This is a genomic window from Sphingopyxis granuli, assembly GCF_001559015.1.
Taxonomy (GTDB): Bacteria; Pseudomonadota; Alphaproteobacteria; order Sphingomonadales; family Sphingomonadaceae; genus Sphingopyxis; species Sphingopyxis granuli.
Window position 1 is genome coordinate 4,133,775 of sequence record NZ_CP012199.1, and the last position, 25,408, is coordinate 4,159,182.

The window sequence follows — 25,408 nt, forward strand, 5'->3', positions numbered from 1 at the left end:
GGCTTTTCCTAATCGAGCGCCGCCTCGCCGTCCAGCGCCGCGAGTGCCGCATCGTCGCCGGGCGCAATCGCAAGGATGCGCCGCGCCAGCGCCGGCGCATGCCCCGCGCGGACGAAAGCCGCGACCTGCCGCTCGCGCTGCGCCGGATCGTCGGCCGCGCGCGTCGCAAAAGGGCCGAAGCGCCGCCGCCGCGCGAAACCGACCGCCGCCGCCATCGCGCGCTCCTCGGCCTCGGCGATCGCCTCGCCGCTGTCCTCGTCCGCGATGCCGTCGACGAAAAGCTGCGCCTTCACCCGCCGCACGCCCAACCCGCGGCGCGTCATCGCCCCCGCGCGCATCGCGGCATATTGGCGGTCATCGAGGAAGCGCAGCCGCTCCATCCGGTCGGCGACCGCATCGCACGCCGCCATGGCGTCGGCATCGCCCTGCCATTCGGATTCGCGGACCTTGCGGGCCAGATAGCGCGTCAATTTGGCGCGGCTCGTCGCGAATCGCGCGACATAGGCGAGCGCCAGTTCGTCGAGCCGGGCTGCGTCCAACGGCTTTTTCCGACGGTCGGATGGAACGCGGCTGTGCGACATATGCCATGTTTATGCCACAGTCGGGCCCGATTGAGAACGACCAGCGCCGCCATATCGGGCCGATAAGGCCCGAAAATGGGCGATTTGTTCGAACTGCAAGGGATCGCGCAGCCCCGTCATGGCCGAAAAAGATGACATGCTTGTTGCCGCGCGTCCCGCATCCCGGGACCTCGCACCCCCTATGACCCAAAAAAACAACGTCGCACCGAATGATACCGTCGCGCCGACCCCGACGCCCACCGAATGCGCGCAGCCGCGCCGTTTTTCGGATTTCGCCACCGTCGGCGAAGCGCTCGCCTATGCCGCCGCGGGCACGCGCGGGCTCAATTTCCACGATCCGCGCGGGCGCCTCGTGCGCGCCTACAGCTATCGCGAGCTGCGCGACGACGCGATCGCCACCGCCTATCGGCTGATCGCGGCGGGCGTCCAGCCCGGCGACCGCATCGCGCTGATCGCCGAGACCGGCGCCGAATTCGCCGCGCTGTTCTTCGGCACCATCCACGCCGGCGCCTGGCCGGTGCCGCTGCCGCTGCCCACCAGTTTCGGCGGCCGCGATTCCTATGTCGGCCAGCTCGTCGTCCAGCTCGAAAGCTGCGACCCCGCGCTGCTCTTCTTCCCGCCCGACATCGCCGCGATGGCGATCGAGGCGGCCAAGGCGAAGGGCGTGACGCCCGTCGACTGGGACGAATTCGCCGCGCGCCCGGCGCCGGTCGCCCCGCTGCCCGAACAGAAGAGCGACGAAACCTGCTACCTTCAATACAGCAGCGGCTCGACGCGATTCCCGCATGGCGTGGCGGTCACCCATGCCGCGCTGCTCAACAATCTCGCCGCGCATGCGCACGGCATGAAATTGCAGGACAGCGACCGCTGCGTGTCGTGGCTGCCCTGGTATCACGACATGGGGCTCGTCGGCTGCTTCCTGTCGCCGGTCGCCAACCAGGTGTCGGTCGATTATCTCAAGACCGAGGATTTCGCGCGCCGGCCGCTCGCCTGGCTCGACCTCATCAGCCGCAACGAGGGTACGACGCTCAGCTATTCGCCGACCTTCGGCTACGACATCTGCGCCCGCCGCATCTCCAGCCAGACCAATGTCGCCGACCGCTTCGACCTGTCGCGCTGGCGCGTCGCGGGCAACGGCGCCGACATGATCCGCCCCGACGTGATGCAGGCCTTCGTCGACGCCTTTGCCGAAGCGGGTTTCCAGGCCGGCGCCTTCCTGCCGAGCTATGGCCTCGCCGAGGCGACGCTCGCGGTCAGCATCATGCCGCCGGGCGAAGGGATCGTCGTCGAGTTGGTCGAGGAGACCGAACTGTCGGGCGCCGCGGGCAACGGCGACCGCCCGACCCGCTATCGCGCGATCGTCAATTGCGGCCGCGCGGTGCGCGACATGACGATCGAGGTGCGCGACGAGGAAGGCCATGTCCTGCCCGACCAGACGGTCGGCAAGGTGTGGTGCACCGGTCCGTCGCTGATGACCGGCTATTACCGCGATCCCGATGCGACCGCCGCCTGCATGCAGGACGGCTGGCTCGACACCGGCGACATGGGTTATCTGTCCGACGGCTACATCTATATCGTCGGCCGGGCCAAGGACATGATCATCATCAACGGCAAGAATCACTGGCCGCAGGATATCGAATGGGCGGTCGAGCAGCTGCCCGGCTTCAAGTCCGGCGACATCGCCGCCTTCGCGATCACCGCCCCCGGAGGCGAGGAAACGCCCGCCGTGCTCGTCCAGTGCCGCACCAGCGACGAGGCCGAGCGTGTCGCGCTGCGCGAGGCGATCCGCGACCGCGTCCGCGCGATCACCGGCATGAACTGCCTCGTCGAGCTGATCCCGCCGCGCACCCTGCCGCGCACCAGCTCGGGCAAGCTCAGCCGGTCGAAGGCGCGCGCGCAATATCTGGCGGGCGAGATTCAGCCCTTTGCCATCGCCGCCTGACGGCGGGCCCGTTCGGCGCCCGATTCGCTCCATCCCGACACGAAAGCGCCGGGACGGAGCGGGCGCAGTTACCTTCGGGTAACCCCGCCCCGCTACACAGGCGGCGTGAAAAGCCTGTTGACCGACCAGAATCCGGCCGATGACGTTTCCGTGCGCACCCTGTTGGGGCTGGGGGCGTCGCACCGGGACATCGCGCACCTTCGCCAGCTCCAGCTTGCGCCGCTTCGCGGCCGGGGCTCGCTGCGGCTGTGGATGGGCGTCGCGATGGCGCTGATCGCCGCCTTCACCATGGTGCCCCACGTCCGCTCGGTGATCGTCGCCGGCTGGCTCACCTGCGCGCTGAGCTTCAGCCTGTGGTCCTATCGTTCGTTCGCCACCCGGCCGCTGGGGGAAGCGCGGATCGCGGGGCCCGCCGAATTCGCGCTGTGCAACCGGCACGCCTTCTATTCGGCGCTGCTCTGGACAGTGCCTTTCTGGCTGCAGGGGCTGTCGCCCGGCACCGACCATGCGCTTGCGATGTGGGCCACCACCCTGCTGATGATGCTGACGCTGGCAATGATCGCGCACAGCCTTCCAACCGTGTGCATCCTCTATATCGCGCCGGTCAGCCTGTCGGCGGCCGTTGCGCTCGTCCGCGCCGGCGCGCCCCAGCTCGCCGTCGTCGCGGTCGCCGCGGGCCTGCTCCTAAGCTTCTTCTGCATTCGGTTCGCGCAGAACCATATCCGTTTCCGCCGCGCCGAAGAGGTGCTGCATGAAAAGAGCGAGACGGTCAGCCTGCTGCTGCGCGAATTCGAGGAAACCTCGGCCGACTGGCTGTGGCAGACCGACAGCAACCGCCGCCTCGTCCACGTCTCGCCGCGCCTCGCCTATGCGCTCGGCGCGGCGGCCGACGCGCTCGAGGGACAGCCGCTGGTCCAGGCGCTGTCGGGGGACGCGTGGGAGACGGGGAATTTCCCCCGCAGTCTGCACGATATGGCCGAGCGGATGAAACGGCGCGAAAGCTTTTCCAACCTGATCGTCCCGGTGACGATCGGCGGCAAGCCGCGCTGGTGGGAATTGTCGGCCTCTCCGCGCCTCGACGAGGCGGGCAAATTCCTCGGCTTTCGCGGCGTCGGATCGGACGTGACCGAACAGCGGGTTTCGGCCGAGCAGATCGCCAAGATGGCGCGCTTCGACAATCTGACAGGCCTGCCCAATCGCCTCAGCCTCAACGAGGCGCTGGCCCGCGCGCTCGACCAGGCGCAGAGCGCCCGGTCGCGCTGCGCGCTGCTGATGATCGACCTCGACCGCTTCAAGGCGGTGAACGATACGCTGGGACACCCCATCGGCGACAAGCTGCTCGCGCAGGTCGCGGCGCGGCTCAAGGGGATGATGGACCGCAGCATGACCTGCGGCCGCCTCGGCGGCGACGAATTCGCGGTGGTGCTTCACCAGGCCCCGTCCGCCGACGAGGCCGAGGAGATGGCGCGGCGGATCATCGCGACGCTCAGCCGCCCCTATGTCGTGGACAACCACCAGCTCTTCGTCGGTGCCAGCGTCGGCTATGCGATCGGCCCGCAGGACGGCGCGACGGTCGAGACGCTGACGCGCAACGCCGACCTCGCGCTCTACAAGTCGAAGGACAAGGGCGGCAACGTCGTCGCCGCCTATGTCGCCTCGCTCCACGCGCAGGCCGAAGAGCGGCGCGTGATGGAGCAGGAACTGCGCGGCGCACTCGATCGCGGGGAATTCGAACTCTATTACCAGCCCGTCGTCACCGCAGAGGACGGGACGCTGAACGGCTTCGAGGCGCTGATCCGCTGGACCAACCAGAAACTCGGCTCCGTCCCGCCCGGCCGTTTCATCCCGCTGGCCGAGGATTCGCGGCTGATCGCGCCGATCGGCGAATGGGTGCTGCGTACCGCGTGCCACGAGGCGATGCGCTGGCCCGCGAACCTGAAGGTCGCGATCAACGTGTCGGCTGAACAGCTCACCGACCCCAATTTCGCCTCGGTCGTCGTCTCGGCGCTCGCGCAGTCGGGACTGCCGCCGCACCGGCTAGAGATCGAGGTGACCGAAAGCGTCTTCCTGCGCGATGGCGGCGGCGCGGCGCAGCTTCTCGACCAGCTCATCGGGCTCGGCATCCGCCTCAGCCTCGACGATTTCGGCACCGGCTATTCGTCGCTCGGCTATCTTCGCAAGACGCAATTCTCGACGATCAAGGTCGATCGCAGCTTCGTCGTCGGCGCCGCAAAGGGCAGCATCGAATCGATCGCGATCATCCGTGCCGTCGTCGCGCTCGCCGACAGCCTGGGCATGTCGACCACCGCCGAGGGGGCGGAGACCGAGATCGAAGTCGACACGTTGCGCGCACTCGGCTGCAGCAACATCCAGGGCTATTATTACGGGCGCCCGATGCCCGCCGCCGACGTACTGACGCTGTTCCGCCCGCCCGAGAATCTGGCCACAGCCGCGGCGTGACGGGCCGTTCCGGCCGGGCTGGATCGGCGACGATCCGATGGCGTGCCGCGACGAATCGAAAGCCTTAACAAAAGGTTCCCCCACCCACCGCAGCAGTAGCGCGATTCGTCGCTAGGCGGTTGGTGGCGCCCGAAAGCTGCGGCAGGGACGCTGCAACGCTTGAAGACAAGCCAAATGGGGGTCGCCTTTCATGCTCCATCGCCGCTTTCTGGGTGCCGTCGCGCTGTGCACCTCGCTGATCGCCAGCGTCCCCGCGATCGCCGCCGACTATCTTCAGTGCGTCCCCTTCGCCCGCGCCGAATCGGGCGTCGAGATCCGCGGCAACGCCAAGACCTGGTGGTCGCAAGCGGCGGGCAGCTACGATCGCGGCCACGAACCCCGCAAGGGCGCGGTGATGGCCTTTGCCGGCACACGCGGCATGCCGTCGGGCCACGTCGCGGTGGTCAAGAAGGTCGTCAGCGACCGCGAAATCCTGATCGATCATGCCAACTGGTCGCCGATCAACGGCCGCCGCGGCCAGATCGAGCGCAACGTCCGTGTCATCGACGTCAGCGACGCCGGCGACTGGAGCATGGTCCGCGTCTGGTATGCGCCGATCGGCGACCTCGGGCTGCGCGCCAATCCGGTGCAGGGCTTCATCTATGCGGACGGCGCCGCCCAGCCCGAGCGCAAGGCGTTCGATACCCCGGTGTGGACGCAGAACGACTGGAAGCCCGGCAACGGCCTCGACATCGTCGCCGCCTCGCTCGGCGGCTGAGCCGGCCCTCCCCTGCGGGGAGGGGCTCGACTTATTCCTCGCCGCTCTCGTCGGCGTCATCCTCGAACCACGCTTCGACCTCGCCCGACAGCTTGATCGTCATCGGCTGGCCGAAACGGTCCTTCGATTTGCCCGCCGCGACGCGGATCCAGCTTTCGGAGATCGAATATTCCTCGACGTCGGTGCGTTCCTTGCCCTTGAAGCGGATGCCGATGCCGCGCTGCAGCACCTCCATGTCGAAATGCGGCGAGCGCGGGTTGGTCGACAGGCGGTCGGGGGGCGTATCGGTCATCGTCAATCTCCAGAAACTGCCGCGCGGCTAGGCGAGGATGGCCGGCAAATCAAGCATTGTCGCCAGAAATTGCCCCTATTCTGCGACGGGATAAAGCTCCCGTTCCTCGCGCGCCATGCGCCGCCGCAGCGCGGCGAGGATCGCCCGCGTCTCGCGGCGAAACCGCGGCCATTCGGCCGCGATTCGCCCGGTGGGCCACAGGCCGTCATAGCGCGCATATTCGTCGGCGAGGGTGCCGATCTCCGCCACGAAAAGCTGCGCCAGATCGGCAAGCGCGGGATCGCCGCTGTCGCGCAGGCGCGGATAGAGCGCCCAATCCTCGCATTTCAGGTGGCGGACCAGCGTATCGTGGAACAGGCCGCGCACCGCCTCGATCTCGGTCGGCCGCGGCGGTTCGGGCGCGGCTACCAGATCGAGCAGATAGTGCGACAAAGTGGCCAGCGCGGTATGCTCGTCCCGCAGGCGGCGCGTCTCCCCGGCGATATGCATGGGCCCCTCTTTTACCGAGCGGTCCCTCGCATTCGGCCCTAGACCGCCGCCGTGAAAAGACGGTTAACGCAAGCCTCGCCGGCCTGTCCTGCCGCCTATGCCGCTTCCTTCTTGCGCGCCGCCTTCTTGCGCTCGTGCGGGTCGAGGATCGCCTTGCGCAGGCGGATGTTCTTCGGCGTCACCTCGACCATCTCGTCGTCGTCGATATAAGCGATCGCCTGTTCGAGCGTCATCCGGCGCGGCGGTGTCAGGCGGATCGCGTCGTCCTTGCCCGTCGAGCGGAAGTTGGTGAGCTGCTTCGACTTCATCGGGTTGACCTCGAGGTCGTCGGGCTTCGCATTCTCGCCGATGATCATCCCCTCATAGAGCGCCTCGCCGGGCGAGACGAAGAGGATGCCGCGTTCTTCGAGCGGGCCGAGCGCATAGGCCACCGCCTCGCCCGCGCCGTTCGAGATCAGGACGCCGTTCTTGCGGCCCTCGATCGCGCCCTTGTAGGGGCCGTATCGGTCGAACAGGCGGTTCATGATGCCGGTGCCGCGCGTGTCGGACAGGAATTCGCCGTGATAGCCGATCAGGCCGCGCGACGGGCCGCTGAAGGTGATGCGCGTCTTGCCGCCGCCCGACGGACGCATGTCGGTCAGCTCGGCCTTGCGCACCTGCATCTTCTCGACCACCGTGCCGCTGTGCTCGTCGTCGACGTCGATGACCACGGTTTCATAGGGCTCGGTGCGCTGGCCGTTCTCGTCGGTCTGATACAGCACCCTCGGACGGCTGATGCCCAGTTCGAAACCCTCGCGGCGCATCGTCTCGATCAGGACGCCGAGCTGCAACTCGCCGCGCCCCGCGACCTCGAAGCTGTCCTTGTCGGCGCTTTCGGTGATGCGGATCGCGACGTTGGTCTCGGCCTCGCGCATCAGGCGATCGCGGATCATCCGGCTCGTCACCTTGCTGCCCTCGCGCCCCGCCATCGGCGAATCATTGACCGCGAAACGCATCGACAGCGTCGGCGGGTCGATCGGCTGCGCGGCGATCGGCTCGCTGACGCTCGGGTCGGCGATGGTGTTCGCGACGGTGGCGTTGGTGAGGCCCGCGATGGCGACGATGTCGCCCGCGCGGGCTTCCTCGACCGGCACGCGGTCGAGCCCGCGAAAGGCGAGCAGCTTCGACGCGCGGCCCGTCTCGATCACCTTGCCGTCGGCGTCGAGCGCATGGATCGGCTGGTTGACCTTGACCGTCCCCGACTGGACGCGCCCGGTGAGCACGCGGCCGATGAAATTGTCGCGATCGAGCAGCGTCGCGAGGAAACTGAACGGTCCGTCGGGGTCGAGGCCCGGCGCGGGAACATGGCCGACGATCGTTTCGAACAGCGGCTTGAAGTCGCCGTCGCGCGCATCGGGGTCCGGCGAGGCGAAGCCAGAGCGGCCCGAGGCATAGAGAATCGGGAAATCGAGCTGCTCGTCGCTCGCGTCGAGCGTCAGGAACAGCTCGAACACCTCGTCGAGCACTTCGGCGGGACGCGCGTCGCTGCGGTCGATCTTGTTGACGACGACGATTGGACGCAGGCCGAGCGCCAGCGCCTTGCCGGTGACGAACTTGGTCTGCGGCATCGGCCCTTCGGCCGCGTCGACGAGCAGGATGACACCATCGACCATCGACAGGATGCGCTCGACCTCGCCGCCGAAGTCGGCGTGGCCCGGCGTGTCGACGATGTTGATCCGCGTCGTGCCCGCACCCCCATTTTCTTCGCCCTCACCCCATTCGACCGAGGTGCATTTGGCGAGGATGGTGATCCCGCGTTCCTTTTCGAGATCGCCCGAATCCATCGCGCGCTCATCGACGCGCTGATTGTCGCGGAAGGTGCCCGACTGGCGGAAAAGCTGGTCGACAAGGGTTGTCTTGCCATGATCGACGTGCGCGATAATGGCGATATTACGCAATGACATCAGAAAATACCTTAACGGGGGCATGGCGGCGCTGCGCCGCACTTCGGCGGCGCGCCTAGCGAATTTGCTGCTGCGGCGCAACAAAATTGCCGATGTCACAGCATCGCGATCAGCCGCTCGACCTCCATCGCCGCCGCGCGGGCGGCGCGGACGAGGTTCGCGTGAAAGTCGCGGCTGCTTCCCTCGTCCGCCGTATCGGTGACAGCCTTGACCGCCGCCCACGGCTTGCCGAGCCGCGCGGCGACCTGCGCGACGGCGCCCACCTCCATATCGACGAGCGTCGCGCCAAGGCCGCGCACGAGCCCGGCCGCCACGTCGGGGCAGGCGATGAAGCTGTCGCCGCTCGCGATTCGCGCATGCGGCAGGCCCAGCCCGGGATCGGGCATGGCAGCGAAATGCGCCTCGCCCACCTCTCCCGCCGGCCATTCGCCCGCGCGATAGCGGTCGAAGCGGTCGGGACGCACCGTGCCGTAATCATGCTGCACCGCCTCGGCGAGCCAATAGGCGCGCCCCGCCTCGGCATCGAGCGCGCCGCAGGTCCCGCTCATCAGCAACAGGTCGGCGTCGCCGCCGAACAGGCCGGCGGCAAGCGCCGCATGGACCTTGCCGAGCCCACAGGTCGCAACGGCGAGGGCATGCCCCCGCACCGCAAGGCGGCGGATGGCGAAGCCATCGGCGGTGCGCACGCCCTCCCCGGGGAAAAGGGCGTCCGCCTCTTCGGGGAGCGCGGCGAGGATGAGGATGCGGGACATGGACGCCCTGTAGCGACGGCATCGTCGGATGGAAAAGGATTCGCGCAGGCGCGCGCAGGAAATCTCTGTCCTGCAAAACCGCGCGGCGCCAGCCTCTCCACTCGATGCCGAAAATCCCGCTCTCGCCGCGCCGCCTGTCCCCTCGCGCGCCCACGAGGCTGCGCTCGCCCGGCAACGGCCAAAGCTACAAAGGGCACCCGCGGCGCCGTCCCGGCGCGGAGCGCTGGGTCCTGTACCCGATTCATCTTCCAGCGGGGGGAGCGCCTGTTGACGAGTCTTGCCAATCCCCGCGCATCCCGCCATCGCCCCGATCATGCTCGCACGCATCTTCCCCGACCGCTTCGTCCCCGTCCTGCTCGCGACGATCCTGATCGCCAGCCTGCTGCCGGTGCGCGGCGAGGCGGTGCCCGTAGCGCAGGGCGTGTCGACCGCGGCGATCGTCCTGCTCTTCTTCCTCAACGGTGTGCGGCTGCCGCGCGACGAGGTGCTGCACGGCGTCCGCAACTGGAAGCTGCAGGGCGCTGGCCTCGCCTTCTGCTTCGGCGGCATGGCGCTGCTCGGCGTTGTCGCGCAGGCAGCGACCGCGCCCTTCCTGCCCGCGACCCTGGCGCTTGGCTTCCTCTTCCTAGGCATCCTGCCTTCGACCGTCCAGTCGGCAACCGCATCGAGCAGCATGGCGGGCGGCAATGTCGCGGCGAGCGTCGTCGCCGCCGCGCTGCTCAACCTGACCGGGGTCATCGCCTCCCCGCTCCTCTTCGCCGCGCTCGCGGGGAACGCGGGCGCGATCAGCGGCGCGGCGGCGCTGCGCATCGCCCTGATCCTGCTGCTGCCCTTCGTCGCGGGGCAGGCGGCGCAGCGCTGGCTGCGTCCCTGGGTGCTGCGGCATCGCGAACTGGCGACCTTCATGGATCGCACCTCGATCGCCATCGCGGTCTATGTCGCCTTTTCCGCGGCGGTGGTCGGCGGCATCTGGACCCGGCTCGACGGCCGCGAGATCGGCATCACCTTCGCCGCGGTTGCGGCGCTGCTCGCGCTGGCCTTTGCGGCCGCCTGGGCCCTGGGCGGGCTGCTGCGCCTGCGCCGGCCCGACCGCGTCACCCTGCTCTTCGCGGGCGCGCAGAAAAGCATCGCGGTGGGCGCGCCGCTCGCCGCGACGCTCTTTCCCCCGGCCATCGCGGGCGTGGTGCTGGTGCCGATCCTCGTCTATCATATGGCGCAGCTCATCCTCTCCGCGTGGATCGCGCCGTTCCTGAATCGGCCGCAAGAGGTGTGATGCTTGAACAACACAGTGCCGCGTGCCATATAGGCTTCGGCCCAGAGCCGACTTGAGGGCTGGAAGGAAGTGGAATGAGCGAAGACACCGCGACGGCGACCGCCACCGATGAACTGAAGCTGACGCCGCCCGAACCTGTCCCGGCCGTGTCGCCCGAAAAGGCCGCCGGGCTGGTGCCGCTGTCGACCGAGCAGAAATCGAAGCTGGAGGAACGCGTCGACAGCTTCATCGACGATCTCGTCGCGCAGGACGAGAATTCGCCCGAGTTCGGCAAGCGCATCGACCAGATCACCAACATGGGCCGCAAGGAGATGCTGGAGGCGGCGAGCCACAGCAACCGCTTCCTCGACCGCCCGGTCCGGGCGATGGACCGCGACACCGACATCGGCCAGAATCTGATCGAACTGCGCACCACCGTCGAACGGCTCGACCCGTCGGCGAACGGCAAGCTGCTGACCAAGCGCGGTTTCCTCGACAAGATCTTTGGCAGCAAGGTCAGCAATTATTTCGCGCAGTATCGCAGCGCCCAGACTCACATCAGCGGCATCCTGACCGCGCTCGCCAACGGCAAGGACGAGCTGCTGATGGACAATGCCGCCATCGACGTCGAACGCCGCAAGATGTGGGAATCGATGGGCAAGCTGGAGCAGATGGTCCACATCGCGAACACGCTCGACCAGCGGCTGGAGGCGAAGGCGAACGAACTCGACGGCAGCGACCCGGCCAAGGCGAAGATCCTGCGCGAAAATGCGCTCTTCTATGCCCGTCAGCGCACGCAGGACCTGCTGACCCAGATGGCGGTGACGGTGCAGGGCTATCTCGCGCTCGATCTCGTCAAGAAGAACAATGTCGAACTGGTGAAGGGGGTCGACCGCGCCAGCACGACCACCGTCGGGGCGCTCAAGACCGCGATCACCGTGGCGCAGGCGATGACCAACCAGAAGCTGGTGCTCGAACAGATCACCGCGCTCAACACGACGACCGCGAACATCATCGACGGCACGTCGAAGATGCTCAAGGACAACACCGCGCGCATCCACGAACAGGCGGCATCGAGCACGATCCCGATGGAGACGCTGAGCCGCGCCTTTCAGAACATCTACGACACGATGGACGCAATCGACACCTTCAAGCTGAAGGCGCTCGACACGATGAAGACGACGGTGACGGCGCTGGAAGGCGAGGTCGCCAAGTCGAAGGGCTATATCGCGCGCGCCGAGGGCGCGAGCCAGGCGCAGGCGAGCGTCGGCGGCGCCGACAGTCCGCTCGCGGCGCTCGAGGGCTGACGAGGCGGCGATGGCGATGAATGAGACCGATCAGACGATCATGCTCGGCAATGCCGCGATCGAGCGGTCGCGCGAACGCCGGCGGCCGATCGGCACCAAGAGCATGGCGCTGCGTCGCCAGCATCTGTTCCGGAAGATCGGCCGCATCTGCATGGCAGGCGGCGCGGTGCTGATCGCGGCGGCGCTGTTCGGCATGCTGATCCAGCCGCTCGGCTTTGCCGGGGTGATGGCGGTCACGCTGCTGCTGATCGGCGTCGCGATCCTGTTCGGCAAATGGCCGCCCTTCCCCGAACCGCGCCAGGCCGACCTGCCCAAGGCCGACCTCAAGCAGCTCGCGGGGCGTACCGAGATATGGCTGGAGGCGCAGCGCCCCGCGCTCCCCGCGCCGGCGCGCCAACTCGTCGACGGCATCGGCGTCCAGCTCGACCTGCTCGCGCCGCAGCTCCAGACGCTCGACCCCGCGACCCCGGCGGCCGGCAACATCCGCAAGCTCGTCGGCGAGGATCTGCCCGAGTTGGTCGCGGGCTATCAGCGCATCCCCGCCGGGCTGCGCGGCGAGGCGCACGCCGGCCGTACCCCCGACGAAACGCTGGTCGGCGGCCTCAGGATGCTCGAACGCGAGATCGGCGAGGCCGCGCGCAGTCTGGCCGCGGGCGAACTCGACAAGCTCGCGACGCGCGAGCGCTATCTCCAGCTCAAATATCATGGGCTGGAGGCGGAAGACGGGGGCGACGCGCCGACGTCCTGACCGGACCCCGGCGCCTTACAGGCGCTGCGAATGGTGTTCGCTGGGCTGCGCGATATCGCCGAGCGCCGCGCCGGCCGCAGGCGCCGCGCCGTTCGTCGCGAGGTCGCTGAGCGACACCACGCCGACCAGCCGCTTGTCGCGGTCGAGAACGGGCAGCCGGCGCACCTGCAGCGTGCCCATCGTGTGGAGCACCTTCTCGACCTCATCATCGGCGAAGCAATAGCGCACCTCGTCGCTCATCACTTCCTCGACGCCCGCGGAGGGGGCAAGCCCCATGCCAACGCCGCGAATGGCGATGTCGCGGTCGGTGACGATGCCGATCAGCTCATCCTTGTCGGCGACGGGAAGGAATCCCGAATCCATTTCCGCCATCAGTTGCGCCGCGGACTGGAGCGAATTGTCGAGCGACAGGACGCATATGTCCCGGCTCATGCAATCGGCGACCTTCATGTCTCTCTCCTTCGTGCCGCCCCCGGAACCAAAAATCACATCCTGCGCGCCGGCACGGACGCCGGCAGGATAGGAGCCGCCAGCGGCAAGCGGCCCAGCGGCGCCATCGTCTCGACAGGCTCGAACAGCGGCGCGACGCGCTCGACGGCGGAGGGGGCTTCGTTGAAATGGAGGTAGTTTGCGTTGAATGACGCGAGCGCCGCCAGCCCCTCGAAGTCGGAAAGCTCCAGCCGCAGCTGGCGAATCTCGACCCCGCAGCACCGGCGCAGTTCCTGAATCGTGCGGTTGACATGAACCTGGGTCAGGCCGGTCGCCTCCGCGATCTGCCACTGGGTGAGCAGGAAATCGCACGCGCCGGCATTCGGCGGCGCCTTGCCGCGCTGGCGGACATACAGCTCGCACAGCAGGTGCGCGACGCGCTCCTGCGCGTTGCGCTGCCCGATGCTGATCATCCATTCGCGCTGGATCGCGCCGGCGACAAGCTCGCTCCAGCAGAATATCTGCGAAAGGCTGGGGCAGCGGTGCAGCAGGTCGCACGCCTCAGCGCGCCCGATCTCCGCCACACACAGGCGGCGGACCGCGGCGAGCGAATGATCGCTGCGGCTGACGGTGAACAGGTCGAGGTCGCAAAGCTGGCCGGGCAGATAGAGCGCCAGTATCTGGCGCCGGCCATCGGGAAGCTGCTTGTATTTCTGCGCCCACCCGTCGAGCACGACATGCAGCGCCCGCGGCCGTTCGCCCTCGCGGATCAGATCGGCGCCCTTGCCATGGTCGCGGGCGTTGCGCGCCAGGCAGGCCTCCCACGCGATGCGTTCGCGCGGCGTCAGCAGACTGTCGAGAATTTCGCGGAAAGGCATGGAATGGTACCTCGGAACCGGTCCGGATGATGAACCCCCGATGTACGGGGGTCCCTCACCCATGTTAGCCGGGCGCTCGCTTCGTCGCGATTCGCGCCCGGCCCGTTCGACGATTCCGTCCCCGCTCGCCGCGAAGGACAAGATCGCGGCGCTACTGCGCGGGTGTCTTGTCCACAGGCGCGGCCGGCGGCGGTGCTGCGGGGGTCGACGGGGCGGTGCCCGTCGCCGCGGCGTTGCGGGCCGGAACGTCGATGCCGCGCAGCATCGAGAGATGCCCGTCGACCACCGTCGCGGTCGCCTGCGCGAAATCGCGCAGCGCATCCTGCGTTCCGCTGTCGGCATAGCCGTTGAGTTCGGCAAGCGCCGCCTCGTGCGCCCGCATCTGCTGTTCCTTGTAGAGGCTGTCGAAATCGTCGGCGGTTGCCGCCCGCAGCGCGGCAAGGTCGGTGCGATGCTGGGCGTTGGGCGACGCGTCCACCGTCAGCCCCTGTGTCGTCGCGGCGGCCTTCAGCTTGGCGCTCGATGCGGTGTGGTCGGTGACCATCTTCGCCGCGAAATCGCGAAGCGCCTTCGACTTCGCCTTGCTCTGCGCGATCTTGGCGGATTCGATTTCGAACTGGTCGCTGGCGGCGATGCGGTTGGCGAAGGTCTGAGGATCGACCGCCGCGATGCTTCCTTCGGTCGGGGTCATCTCTCCGTCGGGCATGGCGCCGCTGTCGTCCTGCCGCGCCTTGTCCGGGCTACCGCAGGCAGCAAGAAGCGCAAGGGGCGCGAGGGCCGCAAGCCCGGTCATGCGTGAATAGGCCATGTTGAGTCTCCCATGTCTGATGCAGGCTCGACGCGGCGCGGCCCGGCAGAGTTCCTGTCGAAGATTATTTTTATTTTTCATAAACTTGATTCAAATTATAAGAATGGGGGCGGCTTTTTTTGGCGCCGCCGGCAACCCTCTGGATCGTCCCGCTTTTTGCATGGAGCGCCCGCGCCCCACCCGTTCGGCGGACAGCGAAACGCGCCGCGTCGCGCGCGGAACCTCGTCCTGGTCGAGCGGTTGTCGGGGAAGAGAGGAAGGAGAGCGATCATGCCCCGCGGCGACAAATCGAGCTATACCGGCAAGCAGAAACGCAAGGCCGAGCATATCGAGGAAGGTTATGAGAAGCGCGGCGTCGGCCATGCCGAGGCCGAGCGCCGCGCCTGGGCGACGGTGAACAAGGAATCGGGCGGCGGCAAGAAATCGGGGTCGGGCCGCGGCAAGAAGGAAAGCCACGCTTCATCGCGCAAGGGCGGCCACAAGGGCGGGTCGAGCCAGAGCGCGGAGAAGCGATCGGCGGCCGCGAAAAAGGGTTGGGAAACGCGCCGCCGCCGCGCCGGAGGCTAACCTCCGCGATGGCGACCGCAAGGACTGGCCCGATACCTATCCCTTCGGGCTGTGATCTTTCGGGTCCGGCTGCAAGCGGGGCGCGCCCGAACGGACAAGTGGCTCAGATTTCTTCGTCATGCTGAACTCGTTTGGCGTTTATACCCCTGAGACAGGGACGCTGGTGATCCCCGGCGAAAGCCGGGGTCCATGCGAGGCAGCGCTGTGCCATCTGGACCCCGGCTTTCGCCGGGGAACAGCTACCTGTCCGAAAAGGATAATTGCCAAACAAGTTCAGGGTGACGAAAGGGGAGGAATCAGGGTGGCGGAAGGGAGAAACCGCGCCGAAACCCGAATCCCCACAGGCCCTAGGTTTCGTTTACATTCAGGATTTCCATTGGCGCAGGATTGTGATTCAAGCTGCTGGCTGTTTGGAGGTCGGCATGGATGGATCGACAGGAAGTAAGCGACGCGCTTTGGGAGCGGATTGAACCTCATTTGCCGGGCAAGGCAGGCGATCCTGGCCGGACGGGCCGAGACAATCGGCTGTTTGTCGAGGCGGTCTTGTGGCTGGCGCGGTCGGGAGCGCATTGGCGCGTTCTGCCGAAGGAGTTCGGGCGCTGGCACACGGTGTATCAGCGGTTCAACCGCTGGTGCCGCAATGGGGTCTGGGAACGGCTTTTTGCGGCGCTGAGCGATGATGCCGACTTCGAGTACATCCTCGTCGACAGCACCATCGTGCGGGCGCATCAGCATAGTGCCGGTGCCCCAAAAAAGCGATCGATCCGAAGATCGGTTTGAAGCTCACGCGCTGGGCCGATCAAAAGGCGGCCTGAGCACCAAAATCCATGCTGCTACCGACGCTTTGGGTAACCCGATCCGCTTCCTCCTGACAGGCGGAGAGCGCAACGACATCACCCAGATCGAAGGCCTGCTCGACGGATTGCAGGCCAGACATGTTCTCGCGGACAAGGGATATGACGGGCAGCGCGCCATGGACGCCATCGCCGCCAGCGGCGCAAAACCAGTCGTCCCGCGGCGCCGAACAACCGCGCAATGGCGCAGCTTCGACTCCCATCTCTACAAAGAACGTAATCTCATCGAACGCTTCTTCAACAAGATCAAACACTTCCGACGCATCGCAACCCGATACGACAAGCTCGCCAGAAACTACGCTGGCTTCCTCAATCTCGTCGCAGCCATCAAATGTGCCGCGTGAATGTAAACGTCGCCTAGACTCTGATGACTTTGGATTGTCCCCCTTCGTCATTGCGACCCCGGACCTGATCCGGGGGAAGCAATCCAGAGCGGTTACCGCACACTCTGGATTGCCGCGCGGCTTCGCCGCTCGCAATGACGATCCCATTCGATGGCATCAGTCTAAAGCAGCAGGTCGAGCAGGTCGTCGAGCGAGGCGGTGGCGAAGCCGATGGCGCTGTCCGAAATCCCGTAGGGGATGAACAGTTCGTCGCCGACGCGCATCGCGCCGCAGGTGTAGACGACATTCGGGACATAGCCCTCGCGGTCGCTTTCCGCCGCGGTCAGGATCGGACAGGCGGTGCGGCCGATCACCCGCGACGGATCGTCGCGGTCGAGCAGCGCGGCGCCCAGGCTGTATTTGCGCATCGCGCCGACGCCGTGGGTCAGCAGAAGCCACCCCTCGTCGCACTCGATCGGACTGCCGCAATTGCCCATCTGGACGAATTCCCACGGGAATTCGGGGCTGAGCAGCAGTTCGCCCTCGTCGTCCCAGTGCGTCAGGCTGTCGGACGACAGCAGGGTGACATTCTTGCCGTCCTGCCGCCCGACCATCAGGTAGCGGCCGCCGATCTTGCGCGGGAAGAGCGCCATGCCCTTGTTGCGCGCGGCGCGGCCGGTGAAGGGTTCGAGGCAGAAGCTCGCGAAATCGGTCGTGCGCAGCATTTCCGACCGGATCGCCCGACCCGAATAGGCGGTGTAGGTGCCGATATATTCGCGTCGGCCGTCGTCGTGGGTGAAGGAAACGAGGCGCAGATCCTCCAGCCCGTTGCGCTGCGCCTCGGTCACGGGAAACAGCACGCTGTTCGATATGGCGCTGTCGGGCTGGCGGTGCACGGTCACCGCCCCGTCCGCCTCCATCCGGTGGCGGTCGTCGACCACCGCGGCCATCGCCGGCCCCGATTGCGGCCACAGCCGGAAATCGCCGCCCGGCCCGATCATGCCCTCGCGAAAGGCGATCGAGCTGATATGCCCCTCGCCCACCGCGCGCAGCGACATCAGGAAGCGCTGCTGGCCGCCGCTCAGCCCGCTCTGGTCGGGATGGGGCACGACGCTGGGGTTCATCAGCGCCGCGGCGGCATAGCTGTATTCGTGGCAGAAATAGGCGCCGATCAGCCGCTGCTTGACCGGCGACACCGACGCCCGGGCCAGCCGCACGTCCTCCGCGATCTCGGCAAAACGCTGGTCGAAGATGCGCCCGATCTGCCAGTGGCGTTCCGAAAAATCCTGCCAGACGATATCCAGCTCGGCCTCCGCCTGATCGTCGTCGAGCGTCAATATGTCGCTGACGAGCTGCGCGGCGCGCGAGGGTTCGGACACGCTTGCCTGCCAGGCGAGGTGAAAGGGCCGAAGCACGACCCGCGAAGGGTCCGCGTTCAGCTTTTCATCGAGGATATGTAACGGCGATTGATCAGGTCTGCATATCAGCATGCGTGAAGCCGGCGTCCTTCCTGGCACCCCCCGGCCAGACTAGGGCGTCCATCGCATGATAGGCAAGGTGAAAAGCCAGCGTCGATTCGGCCCCGGCATTCGTGTTGACGCCGCGCGGGGTCAGTCCGTCGCAGCAGCGGCCGGTCTCGATGCTCGCCAGCGCTTCGCCGCGGTCGTTGGCGCCGAAGAACCAGCGCCACGCGGCGTCGGCATGGCGGCGCCAGCGCGTGTCGCGGCTGATCGCCAGCGCCGCGCCGCAGGCTTCGATCGACGCCCAGGCTTCGAGCGGCTGCTGGTCGAAGGGCAGCGCCTGGTAGAGGCGGCCGAAGCCGTCGGAGCCGACCGGGCGGAAATGGCCGGCGGTCGCCGTCTGCCGGTCGCAGAGCCACGCCAGCGTGGCCAGCCCCGCCTGCTGCCACGCCGCGACGCCGAGCGTGCGCCCGGCGCGCAGCAGCGCCTCGCACAGGCGGGCGTTGTCATAGGTCAGCGTCGGCTCGAACCAGTTCCATCCCTCGGTGCCCCAGCGGGACCGCAATTGCTCGAGGAAGGCGGCGCCGCACCCCAGTATCTCCCCCGCCAGCGCATCGGAGGGGAAGCGCGCGAGCAGTTCGTCGGCGCCGAGCATCGCGAAGGCGACCGCGCGCGGGCTTTCGACGCTGGCCGCGCTCTGCGCGGCGCGGTCGAACCATTCGCGCGCCCAGCGCGCAAGGTCGTTCGAGGGCGAATGCGCGGCGCAATGGCCGAGCGCCCAGATCGCGCGGCCGTTGCTGTCCGCCGACCCGCGATCCTCCAGCCAGCGCCGGTCGTATCCCATGAAGTTGCGGAAGGCCCGCAGCTCCGGGTTCCAGCCATGCTGGATGAAGGAGGCGAAGCGGAAGGCCCGCTCCTCATAGGCCTGCACCGTGTCGAAGCGCACGCGGTCGGCGAGCATCAGCGCGCGCGCATTGTCGTCGATGCAATAGCCGTGGTCGCGGTCGGCGACCGGGCCGTGGCCGTGCTGGAGGATGCCGACGTCGTCGCACATCGACCACACGCCCGACAGCGACGGGGCCGTCCGCGGCGTCGAAAGCAGGCGCGGCGGCATGGCGATCACCTGGTCGAGCAGCGCGGCGCTCTGGCGGACGATCTGCGGCCAGGCGGTGCGCCGGCCGCGCTCATAGGCCCGCATCTGGAGCGCGTGCCGCTCTTCGGGCGAGGCGAGCAGCGCGAGGACGGCATCGGCGATCGCGGTGCTGTCGCCCTGCGCGACGAGCACGCCGACGTCGTTCGCCAGCAGTTCGCGCGCGTGGATGAAGGGCGTCGACACCACCGCGCGGCCCAGCGCCACCGCATAGGAAAGCGTCCCCGACGTGACCTGCGCAAGGTTGGGATAGGGGGCGAGATAGATGTCGCACAGCTCGATCTGGTCGAGCAGGTCCTCGGCATCGAGGAAGCGATTGTCCCAGGCGATATGGTCGCCGACGCCCAGCGTCGCGGCAAGATGTTCGAGGCTTTCGCGATAGGCCTCACCCTCGGCGGCGATCAGGTTGGGATGGGTCGCGCCGACGATGCGATAGAGGATGTCGGGGTGCCGTTCGGCGATGGCCGGCAGCGCGCGGATCGCGGTTTCGAGCCCCTTGCCCGGCCCAAGCAGCCCGAAGGTCGAAAGGATCGGGCGATCGCCGATGCCGAGCCGGTCGCGCAGCGGCGACCGCGCGGAGAAGGGGCGCACCGGCGTGCCATGTTCGATCAGCGCGACCTTGCCGGGCGGCGCGCCATAGACGTCGATCAGCGTCTGGCGACCGTGCTCGCTCATCACCATCAGCCGCGAGCCCCTTGCGACGAGCGCGTCCATCACCCGGCGCTGATCGGCATCGGGCGCGGCAAGCACCGTATGCAGCGTGACGACGAGGGGCGCCGCGAGCCGCTCGACCAGTTCGAGCACCATCGCGCCGGCCCGGCCGCCGAAGATGCCGAATTCATGCTGCAGCCAGACGGCGTCGGCGCCGCTGCGGTTGATGGCGGCGGCGGCGGCGGCATAGGATTCGGGATCGTCGGCGTCGATCGCCGCCACGACGTCGGCATCGTCCGGCTGTTCGGGATCGGCGCGCATCGCATAGACGTCGATGCCGATTTCGGGATGCTCGCGCCGCAGATGATCGTGAACGTCGGCGGTATAGGTCGCGATCCCGCAACGCCGCGGCCGGAAACAGCCGATCAGCGCGATGCGGCGGGTGCGGGGATGCGTCCACGAGGCAGGCGTTTCGGCGATGGCGTGATCGTCGTCGAGCAAGCGAGCGAAGAAGCTGTCCTCGGCATCATATTTCATGGCAGGCCTTCCGTCCGTTCCCCCGATTGAAACCGTCTCCCCCCGCAAGCAACAAAGAGCCGCCGTCCTTCCGCATTCGTCGGACGGCGGTCCCGTCATGGCAACGCCCGGCCGGTCGACAGGTTGCGCGCCGCCAGCCGCGGACGCGTCCGGTTTCCTGATCCAGGTTATGAAAGCGGCGGCGCGGGCCGCCGGATCAGCGCCGGGCGCCCGGGGGCGGGCGCACCGCCATCGGCACATAGGCGAGGACGAACAGCAGGAAGGCCGCGCTCCACAACCCGCCCGCGATGCGGATCGCGAGCATGTAATCGATCGGCAGCAACGGCGCCGCCACGCGCAGCAGCGCCCCCAGATGAACGAGAATATAGATGCCGACGGTGAGCCGGTCGGCCTCCAGCGGCCGGCCGGTGTGGCCGCGCGTCGCGCGCGTCATCACCGCCAGCGTCATCGCCGCCATCGCGCCGGCGCCGAGCGCGTGGATCGCGCTGGATACCGGGATGAACGGGTGGATGATCGCGCAGCCGAGCAGCACCAGCCCGAGCGGCAGCCAAGCGTAGGACAGGTGAAGGACGAAGACCAGCGCGTCGTCCCGCGCCTTCAGGCCGGCCCAGCGGGAGAGCCGGGCGGCCTGAAGGGCTCCTGCGACCAGCAGAAGGGCTGCGGAAACGATGCTGTCGGGTCGGGTGCTCCACAGCGCGAGCGCAAGCGCCGTTGCCCCGATCACCGCCGTGTCGAAGCGGTTGGCCATTGTCGGCAGCCGATCGGTCCGGCCCTGCCGCATCAGCCAGTTGCGGGTGAAGGCCGGGGTGATCCGGCCGCCGATGATCGAGATCAGCAGCAGGATCAGCGCGAAGCCGGTCCGCATCCCCAGCGCCGGATCGGCGAGCATCCCCATCGCCCCGGCATGATCGAGCGCGGAAGCGGCGGCGAACAGGAGCAGGATGAGCAGGATCGGCTTGTTGCGGTTGCCCGACGCGACGATTTCCCGCGTCGCATAGGCGAGCAGAACGGCCAGGAAGCCGACGTCGAGCGCGACGCCGACCAGTGGCGGCACCGTCGCGGAAAAGAGGATCGCGAGCCGCGCCGCGAGCCACAGGCCGACGACCGCGGCGACGCGCCATCCGGTCACCGTCGGCCGCCCGGTCCAGTTGGGGATGGCGGCGCTGAGGAAACCGGCGATGATCGCGCTCAGATAGCCGAACAGCATTTCATGCTGATGCCAGGCGAGCGGTTCCATCGCGGTGGGCAAGACCCAGCGGCCGCCCAGCGCGCCGACCCACAGGGTGACGACGATGACCGCCCACAGCGCGCCCGCCCCGAAGAACAGGCGGTAGGCGCCACGCAGCCAGAGCGGCGAGCCTGCGCCGCTCCGCGCCCCGCCAGTGGCCGCCGCGATCGTCATGCCCGCGCGCCCCGGCGCGCCAGGCCGAGGATCACGACCTGCCACGCGACGGCGATCGCGCCGACGATGAACACCACGTCGCCGAAGGTGCGGATCCAGCGCAGCGTTTCGAGGAAGCCCTGCTGCAGGAATTCATCGCTGCGCGCGTACCACATGCCGGTGGTCACGCTCGCCTCGAACTGGAACAGGCCGACCGGCAGCAGGCTGGTGAAGATCATCAGCACCAGCCCTGCGTTGAGCCCCCAGAAACCGACGCGCATCAGCCGCTCGTTGAACGCGATCTCCGGCCGGATGTAGCGCAGCACCAGCAGCGTGAAGCCGAGGGCGAGGAAGCCGTAGACCCCGAACAGCGCCGCATGGGCGTGAACCGCGGTGGTGTTGAGCCCCTGGAGATAGAAGAGCGCGACCGGCGTGTTGATCATGAAGCCGAACACCCCGGCGCCGAGCATGTTCCAGAAGGCGACCGCGACGAAGCACATCAGCGGCCAGCGCAGCGCGCGCATCCACGGCGCGCGGTCGCGCAGGCTCCAATGTTCCCACGCCTCGTAACCGAGCACGATCAGCGGCACGACCTCGAGCGCGCTGAACGCCGCGCCGACCGCCATGACGGGAGTCGTCGTTCCCGAGAAATAGAGGTGGTGGAAGGTGCCCGGCACGCCGCCGACCATGAACAGCGAGGCGGAGGCGAGGCTGGCGGCGGTCGCGATCCGTTTCGACACCAGTCCCATCGACGCGAAGATGAAAGCGATGGCGGCGGTGGCGAACACTTCGAAAATGCCCTCCACCCACAGGTGAACGACCCACCAGCGCCAATATTCCATGATCGTGATGTGGGTGCGCTCGCCATAGAAGAGGCCGGTCCCATAGAAGAGGCCGATCGCGATCGTCGAAACGGTGAGCAGCGCGAGCAGGCTCTTGTCGCCTTCGTGGCGGCGCAGCGCCGGCAGCATGCAGCGCAGCATCAGCACCAGCCAGAAGAGCAGGCCCGCGAACAGCGCGAGTTGCCAGACGCGGCCGAGGTCGAGGAATTCATAGCCCTGATGCCCGAGCCAGAAACCGAGCCCGTCGGGCATCGTCTGGGCGATCGACAGGTAATTGCCGACGAACGACCCGACGACGACGAGGATCAGCGCCCAGAACAGCAGGTCGACCCCCAGCTTCTGATATTTGGGATCGCTGCCGTGGATGACCGGCGCGAGGAACAGCCCGGCGGCGAGGAAGGCCGTCGCGATCCACAGCACCGCGCTTTGCACGTGCCAGGTCCGGGTCAGCGCATAGGGGAACCACTGCGACACATCCACGCCGTAGAAGCTCTGCCCCTCGATCGTGTAGTGCGCGGTGAAGCCGCCGATGAACACCTGGAAGATGAACAGCGCCAGCACCACGAATAGATATTTGCCGAGCGCGCGCTGCGACGGGGTAAGCGCCGCGAGCGTCAGCGGGTCTTTGTCCGCGGCGACGAGCGGCGTGTCGTCGTGGCGGCGCAGGAAGGCCCAGCCCCAGATCAGCGCGCCCACGCCCGCGATCAGGATCACGACGCAGGCGAGCGACCAGAGGATATTCTCCGGCGTCGGCTGGTTGCCGATCAGCGGTTCGGGCGGCCAGTTGTTGGTATAGGTGGCGACCGTCCCCGGCCGCTCGGTCGATGCGGCCCAGGCGGTCCAGAAGAAGAAGTCGGTCAGCGCCGCACGCTTCGCCGCGTCGGGCAGCGTCGCTTCCTTCATCGCGTAATTGTCGCGCATCTCGCGCAGCGCCGGGTCGTTTCCGTACAGCCGGTCATAATGGTCGGCGGTCTGGTCGATCGCGCGGGCGCGCAGGTCCGACACGGTGACGACGCCCGTCGCCGGATCGAGCGTGTTGCGGCGATATTCCTCCTTCAGCCAATGGGTCAGCGCCGCCTTCTGCGCGATGTCGAGCGCGTCGAACGCCTTGCCATAGCTTTCCTGCGCCGCGAGGCTCAGCCACGCGGTCAGTTCGCGGTGCAACCAGTCGGCCGACCAGTCGGGCGCCTGATAGGCGCCATGCCCCCAGATCGAGCCGAGCTGCATTCCGCCGGTGCTCTGCCACGCGGCCTGCCCCGCCATGATGTCGTCGCGGGTCATCAGCACCTCGCCCGAGGCGGTCGTCACCCGTTCGGGAATCGGCGGTGCCTTGCGATAGACCTCTACCCCGGAAATCCCCAGGATCGCGAACGTCACCGTCAGGACCGCGATCAACGTCCACCAAAGCTTGCGATATTCGCCCACGAGAGCCCCCGTCTATATGAAAAGCATGTGCGTCAGGCGGCCCCGTCGGGCGCCTGACGTTTGTCGGATTCGTCGAACAGGATCGTCAGCAGCAGCGAGCTGTCCGCCACCGCCTCGACCGCGTGCCGCGCGCCGGGTTCGAGGAACAGCCAGTCGCCGGTACGCAGTTCGGCCGGCGAGCCGCCCTCGAAGCGCACATGCCCCGCGATGCAGTAAAGCGTCATCGACCCGGCGACCTGATGCGGGGCGATCGACTCGCCGGCCCGCACGACCAGATGGACCGCCTCGAACGACGCATTCCTGGCGAGCGCCGCGGTCCGTGTCGCCGGATCGTCGAGCGTGCCCAGGCGCGCCACTTCGCCCGATCGGCAATGATGGAGCGCCATGTCAGGCCTCCCCCGCGGACGGCGAATCGCCGCGCCGCGCAAGGCAGAGGCCGCGTCCGACGCCCCGCAGCGCCGCGACGCACCAGCGCCGCACCGCTCCTGCCCCGCGCGCGCCTTCGCGTGCGCCGCGCCGGGCATCGAGCGGCCCGGGGCCGGTTACTTCACCACATTCGGGACAGAGCATCGCCCATCCTCCATCCGCGCGACCCGGACCGCCGGACGCGCATTCGACTATGAGAGACGATAGCAGAGTTCGGGGCAATGGGTTTGCGCTGGATCAAACTGTCCGGCGGTTTGCGGGATCGAGCCGGAACGGGCGCCGGAGCGCGGCGTCGTCTGGACGGGACGCCTTAATCCTCGTCGCCCTCGGCCAAGCGGCGGATCGCTTCGAGGTCGTGGATGGTCAGGCGCTGGCCGCGGCTTTCCAGAAGCCCCGCCTTTTCCCAGGCCGCGACGGTCCGGCTGGCGGTATGCAGCGTGGTCCCCGCGAATTCGGCAAGGTCCTTGCGGCGCAGCGGTATCTCGATCGTCGTGCCGCGCGACCCGTCGCGCCCCGACTGGGCGGCGAGCCGCAGGACGGCCTGGGCGATGCGCTGTTCTGCGCGCCAGGTGGTCAGTTCGCGGACGCGTTCCTGAAGCTGCGCCATGCGTTCGCCGAGCGCCCGGATCAGGTTGATCGCGATCGCCGGATAGCGGGTCATCAGATCGAGGAGTTGCGGTTCGGACCATGTCAGCACCGTCGATGGCTCGACGGCGACGGCATCGGCGGGGAAGCGGTGATCGGTGAACAGCGGCACCGTGCCGAACATCTCGCCGGGCGCGATGAAGCGGACGATCGCCTGTCCGCCGTCGGCGCCGCCCTGCACGATGCGGACGCTGCCCGACGCCAGCGCATAGGCGCGCGACACCGGGTCGCCCTGCCGGAAGATGACCGCGTCCTTCTCCACCCGCGCCGTGCGCATCGCGGCGCGGACCGGCTCGAGCGCCTCGGCCGGCAGCGAGGCGAACAGCTCGAGCGCGCCGATCCGGTCGAGCGACACTGCGGGCTCCATGTCCATCCCCTGCCTTACTCTCTCACGCATCACGTCACCGCAGCGGCCGGCCCGATGCGCCCGCGATTTGCGCTGGCACAAAGCCGACGCCGCCGACACCGCTTATATGCAATCCATTCGCAACAGCAATCATATGCTCTGC

Annotated in this window: 22 protein-coding genes; 8 read left to right on the forward strand and 14 right to left on the reverse strand. The window is 67.8% G+C overall.

The annotated features are described in order from the left end of the window. Window positions 1–8: 8 nt before the first annotated feature. Window positions 9–539: a regulatory protein RecX gene (locus tag SGRAN_RS18990; protein ID WP_234002490.1), complete on the reverse strand. Its 531-nt coding sequence runs from the start codon at window positions 537–539 to the stop codon at window positions 9–11. Between the two features lie 223 nt (window positions 540–762). Here SGRAN_RS18990 and SGRAN_RS18995 point away from each other — a divergent pair, with 223 nt between their 5' ends. The 3 genes from SGRAN_RS18995 to SGRAN_RS19005 all read left to right on the forward strand — a co-directional run bounded on the left by SGRAN_RS18995 (window position 763) and on the right by SGRAN_RS19005 (window position 5,740). Further along, window positions 763–2,523: a fatty acyl-AMP ligase gene (locus SGRAN_RS18995; protein WP_067186173.1), complete on the forward strand. Its 1,761-nt coding sequence runs from the start codon at window positions 763–765 to the stop codon at window positions 2,521–2,523. Window positions 2,524–2,628: 105 nt separating this feature from the next. Beyond that, window positions 2,629–4,983 carry a putative bifunctional diguanylate cyclase/phosphodiesterase gene (locus SGRAN_RS19000; RefSeq protein ID WP_067186174.1) on the forward strand — a complete coding sequence of 785 codons (2,355 nt, stop codon included), beginning with the start codon at window positions 2,629–2,631 and terminating at the stop codon, window positions 4,981–4,983. A 190-nt stretch (window positions 4,984–5,173) separates the two neighbouring features. Further along, the gene (locus SGRAN_RS19005) at window positions 5,174–5,740 is read left to right on the forward strand and encodes a CHAP domain-containing protein (protein ID WP_067186177.1); all 567 of its coding nucleotides are present in this window, start codon (window positions 5,174–5,176) and stop codon (window positions 5,738–5,740) included. A gap of 31 nt (window positions 5,741–5,771) precedes the next feature. Here the strand turns inward: SGRAN_RS19005 and SGRAN_RS19010 are convergent, their stop codons facing one another. The 4 genes from SGRAN_RS19010 to SGRAN_RS19025 form a co-directional block, all read right to left on the reverse strand. Then, the gene (locus SGRAN_RS19010; protein WP_067186179.1) at window positions 5,772–6,032 is read right to left on the reverse strand and encodes a DUF3297 family protein; all 261 of its coding nucleotides are present in this window, start codon (window positions 6,030–6,032) and stop codon (window positions 5,772–5,774) included. Window positions 6,033–6,107: 75 nt separating this feature from the next. Then, window positions 6,108–6,521 (reverse strand): hemerythrin domain-containing protein, encoded by a 414-nt coding sequence (locus SGRAN_RS19015; RefSeq protein ID WP_067186181.1) that lies wholly within the window; start codon window positions 6,519–6,521, stop codon window positions 6,108–6,110. Window positions 6,522–6,616: 95 nt separating this feature from the next. Next, a complete protein-coding gene (gene typA, locus SGRAN_RS19020; RefSeq protein WP_067186182.1) occupies window positions 6,617–8,464 on the reverse strand; it encodes a translational GTPase TypA in 1,848 nt (615 codons plus the stop codon). A gap of 95 nt (window positions 8,465–8,559) precedes the next feature. Further along, window positions 8,560–9,216 (reverse strand): 5'-methylthioadenosine/S-adenosylhomocysteine nucleosidase family protein, encoded by a 657-nt coding sequence (locus tag SGRAN_RS19025; protein ID WP_067111889.1) that lies wholly within the window; start codon window positions 9,214–9,216, stop codon window positions 8,560–8,562. Between the two features lie 313 nt (window positions 9,217–9,529). Between SGRAN_RS19025 and SGRAN_RS19030 the strand changes: the two genes are divergently transcribed. From SGRAN_RS19030 to SGRAN_RS19040, 3 genes are all read left to right on the forward strand, one after another. Next, complete coding sequence (locus SGRAN_RS19030) at window positions 9,530–10,489, forward strand: bile acid:sodium symporter family protein (protein WP_067186184.1); 960 nt, start codon at window positions 9,530–9,532, stop codon at window positions 10,487–10,489. A 74-nt stretch (window positions 10,490–10,563) separates the two neighbouring features. Beyond that, window positions 10,564–11,775 carry a toxic anion resistance protein gene (locus SGRAN_RS19035; RefSeq protein WP_067111886.1) on the forward strand — a complete coding sequence of 404 codons (1,212 nt, stop codon included), beginning with the start codon at window positions 10,564–10,566 and terminating at the stop codon, window positions 11,773–11,775. A 10-nt stretch (window positions 11,776–11,785) separates the two neighbouring features. Then, a complete protein-coding gene (locus SGRAN_RS19040; protein ID WP_067186186.1) occupies window positions 11,786–12,523 on the forward strand; it encodes a hypothetical protein in 738 nt (245 codons plus the stop codon). A 15-nt stretch (window positions 12,524–12,538) separates the two neighbouring features. Here SGRAN_RS19040 and SGRAN_RS19045 read toward each other — a convergent pair whose 3' ends face one another. The 3 genes from SGRAN_RS19045 to SGRAN_RS19055 form a co-directional block, all read right to left on the reverse strand. Continuing rightward, the gene (locus tag SGRAN_RS19045; RefSeq protein WP_067186188.1) at window positions 12,539–12,973 is read right to left on the reverse strand and encodes a CBS domain-containing protein; all 435 of its coding nucleotides are present in this window, start codon (window positions 12,971–12,973) and stop codon (window positions 12,539–12,541) included. Between the two features lie 35 nt (window positions 12,974–13,008). After that, window positions 13,009–13,830, reverse strand: coding sequence for a Crp/Fnr family transcriptional regulator (locus SGRAN_RS19050; RefSeq protein ID WP_067186189.1), 822 nt, complete (start codon window positions 13,828–13,830; stop codon window positions 13,009–13,011). 151 nt (window positions 13,831–13,981) lie between these two features. Further along, a complete protein-coding gene (locus SGRAN_RS19055) occupies window positions 13,982–14,638 on the reverse strand; it encodes a DUF4142 domain-containing protein (RefSeq protein WP_067111874.1) in 657 nt (218 codons plus the stop codon). 270 nt (window positions 14,639–14,908) lie between these two features. Here SGRAN_RS19055 and SGRAN_RS19060 point away from each other — a divergent pair, with 270 nt between their 5' ends. Continuing rightward, window positions 14,909–15,205 carry a plasmid stabilization protein gene (locus SGRAN_RS19060; RefSeq protein WP_067186191.1) on the forward strand — a complete coding sequence of 99 codons (297 nt, stop codon included), beginning with the start codon at window positions 14,909–14,911 and terminating at the stop codon, window positions 15,203–15,205. Window positions 15,206–15,631: 426 nt separating this feature from the next. Next, window positions 15,632–16,403, forward strand: a protein-coding gene (locus tag SGRAN_RS19070; RefSeq protein ID WP_404950381.1) for an IS5 family transposase whose coding sequence is annotated in 2 segments (ribosomal slippage) — window positions 15,632–15,982 and window positions 15,984–16,403 — 771 coding nt in all. Because the reading frame shifts where the segments join, the coding sequence is not laid out codon by codon here. A gap of 161 nt (window positions 16,404–16,564) precedes the next feature. On the opposite strand, the gene SGRAN_RS19075 is transcribed toward SGRAN_RS19070, so the two are convergent. The 6 genes from SGRAN_RS19075 to SGRAN_RS19105 form a co-directional block, all read right to left on the reverse strand. Continuing rightward, on the reverse strand, window positions 16,565–17,761 hold the full coding sequence (locus SGRAN_RS19075; RefSeq protein ID WP_404950382.1) for a glycoside hydrolase family 130 protein: 1,197 nt from the start codon (window positions 17,759–17,761) through the stop codon (window positions 16,565–16,567). A gap of 91 nt (window positions 17,762–17,852) precedes the next feature. Continuing rightward, on the reverse strand, window positions 17,853–20,180 hold the full coding sequence (locus SGRAN_RS19080; protein ID WP_067186197.1) for a glycosyltransferase family 4 protein: 2,328 nt from the start codon (window positions 20,178–20,180) through the stop codon (window positions 17,853–17,855). A 196-nt stretch (window positions 20,181–20,376) separates the two neighbouring features. Continuing rightward, window positions 20,377–21,582, reverse strand: coding sequence for an NnrS family protein (locus SGRAN_RS19085; RefSeq protein WP_082737361.1), 1,206 nt, complete (start codon window positions 21,580–21,582; stop codon window positions 20,377–20,379). After that, the gene (locus SGRAN_RS19090; RefSeq protein ID WP_067186199.1) at window positions 21,579–23,828 is read right to left on the reverse strand and encodes a nitric-oxide reductase large subunit; all 2,250 of its coding nucleotides are present in this window, start codon (window positions 23,826–23,828) and stop codon (window positions 21,579–21,581) included. Before SGRAN_RS19090 ends, SGRAN_RS19085 begins: the two co-directional genes overlap by 4 nt. Window positions 23,829–23,860: 32 nt before the next feature. Next, entirely contained in the window at window positions 23,861–24,214 is a 354-nt protein-coding gene (locus SGRAN_RS19095; protein ID WP_067186200.1) for a cupin domain-containing protein, read from the reverse strand. 350 nt (window positions 24,215–24,564) lie between these two features. Beyond that, entirely contained in the window at window positions 24,565–25,266 is a 702-nt protein-coding gene (locus SGRAN_RS19105) for a Crp/Fnr family transcriptional regulator (RefSeq protein WP_237233572.1), read from the reverse strand. Window positions 25,267–25,408 lie beyond the last annotated feature (142 nt).

Coding starts and splice junctions, on each gene's coding strand:
- SGRAN_RS19095 (WP_067186200.1), bottom strand. CDS start 24,214: ATGGCGCTCCATCATTGCCGATCGGGCGAAGTGGCGCGCCTGGGCACG.
- SGRAN_RS18995 (WP_067186173.1), top strand. CDS start 763: ATGACCCAAAAAAACAACGTCGCACCGAATGATACCGTCGCGCCGACC.
- SGRAN_RS19060 (WP_067186191.1), top strand. CDS start 14,909: ATGCCCCGCGGCGACAAATCGAGCTATACCGGCAAGCAGAAACGCAAG.
- SGRAN_RS19040 (WP_067186186.1), top strand. CDS start 11,786: ATGGCGATGAATGAGACCGATCAGACGATCATGCTCGGCAATGCCGCG.
- SGRAN_RS19055 (WP_067111874.1), bottom strand. CDS start 14,638: ATGGCCTATTCACGCATGACCGGGCTTGCGGCCCTCGCGCCCCTTGCG.
- SGRAN_RS19005 (WP_067186177.1), top strand. CDS start 5,174: ATGCTCCATCGCCGCTTTCTGGGTGCCGTCGCGCTGTGCACCTCGCTG.
- SGRAN_RS19015 (WP_067186181.1), bottom strand. CDS start 6,521: ATGCATATCGCCGGGGAGACGCGCCGCCTGCGGGACGAGCATACCGCG.
- SGRAN_RS19045 (WP_067186188.1), bottom strand. CDS start 12,973: ATGAAGGTCGCCGATTGCATGAGCCGGGACATATGCGTCCTGTCGCTC.
- SGRAN_RS19025 (WP_067111889.1), bottom strand. CDS start 9,216: ATGTCCCGCATCCTCATCCTCGCCGCGCTCCCCGAAGAGGCGGACGCC.
- SGRAN_RS19085 (WP_082737361.1), bottom strand. CDS start 21,582: ATGACGATCGCGGCGGCCACTGGCGGGGCGCGGAGCGGCGCAGGCTCG.
- typA (WP_067186182.1), bottom strand. CDS start 8,464: ATGTCATTGCGTAATATCGCCATTATCGCGCACGTCGATCATGGCAAG.
- SGRAN_RS19030 (WP_067186184.1), top strand. CDS start 9,530: ATGCTCGCACGCATCTTCCCCGACCGCTTCGTCCCCGTCCTGCTCGCG.
- SGRAN_RS19080 (WP_067186197.1), bottom strand. CDS start 20,180: ATGAAATATGATGCCGAGGACAGCTTCTTCGCTCGCTTGCTCGACGAC.
- SGRAN_RS19035 (WP_067111886.1), top strand. CDS start 10,564: ATGAGCGAAGACACCGCGACGGCGACCGCCACCGATGAACTGAAGCTG.
- SGRAN_RS19050 (WP_067186189.1), bottom strand. CDS start 13,830: ATGCCTTTCCGCGAAATTCTCGACAGTCTGCTGACGCCGCGCGAACGC.
- SGRAN_RS19010 (WP_067186179.1), bottom strand. CDS start 6,032: ATGACCGATACGCCCCCCGACCGCCTGTCGACCAACCCGCGCTCGCCG.
- SGRAN_RS19105 (WP_237233572.1), bottom strand. CDS start 25,266: ATGGAGCCCGCAGTGTCGCTCGACCGGATCGGCGCGCTCGAGCTGTTC.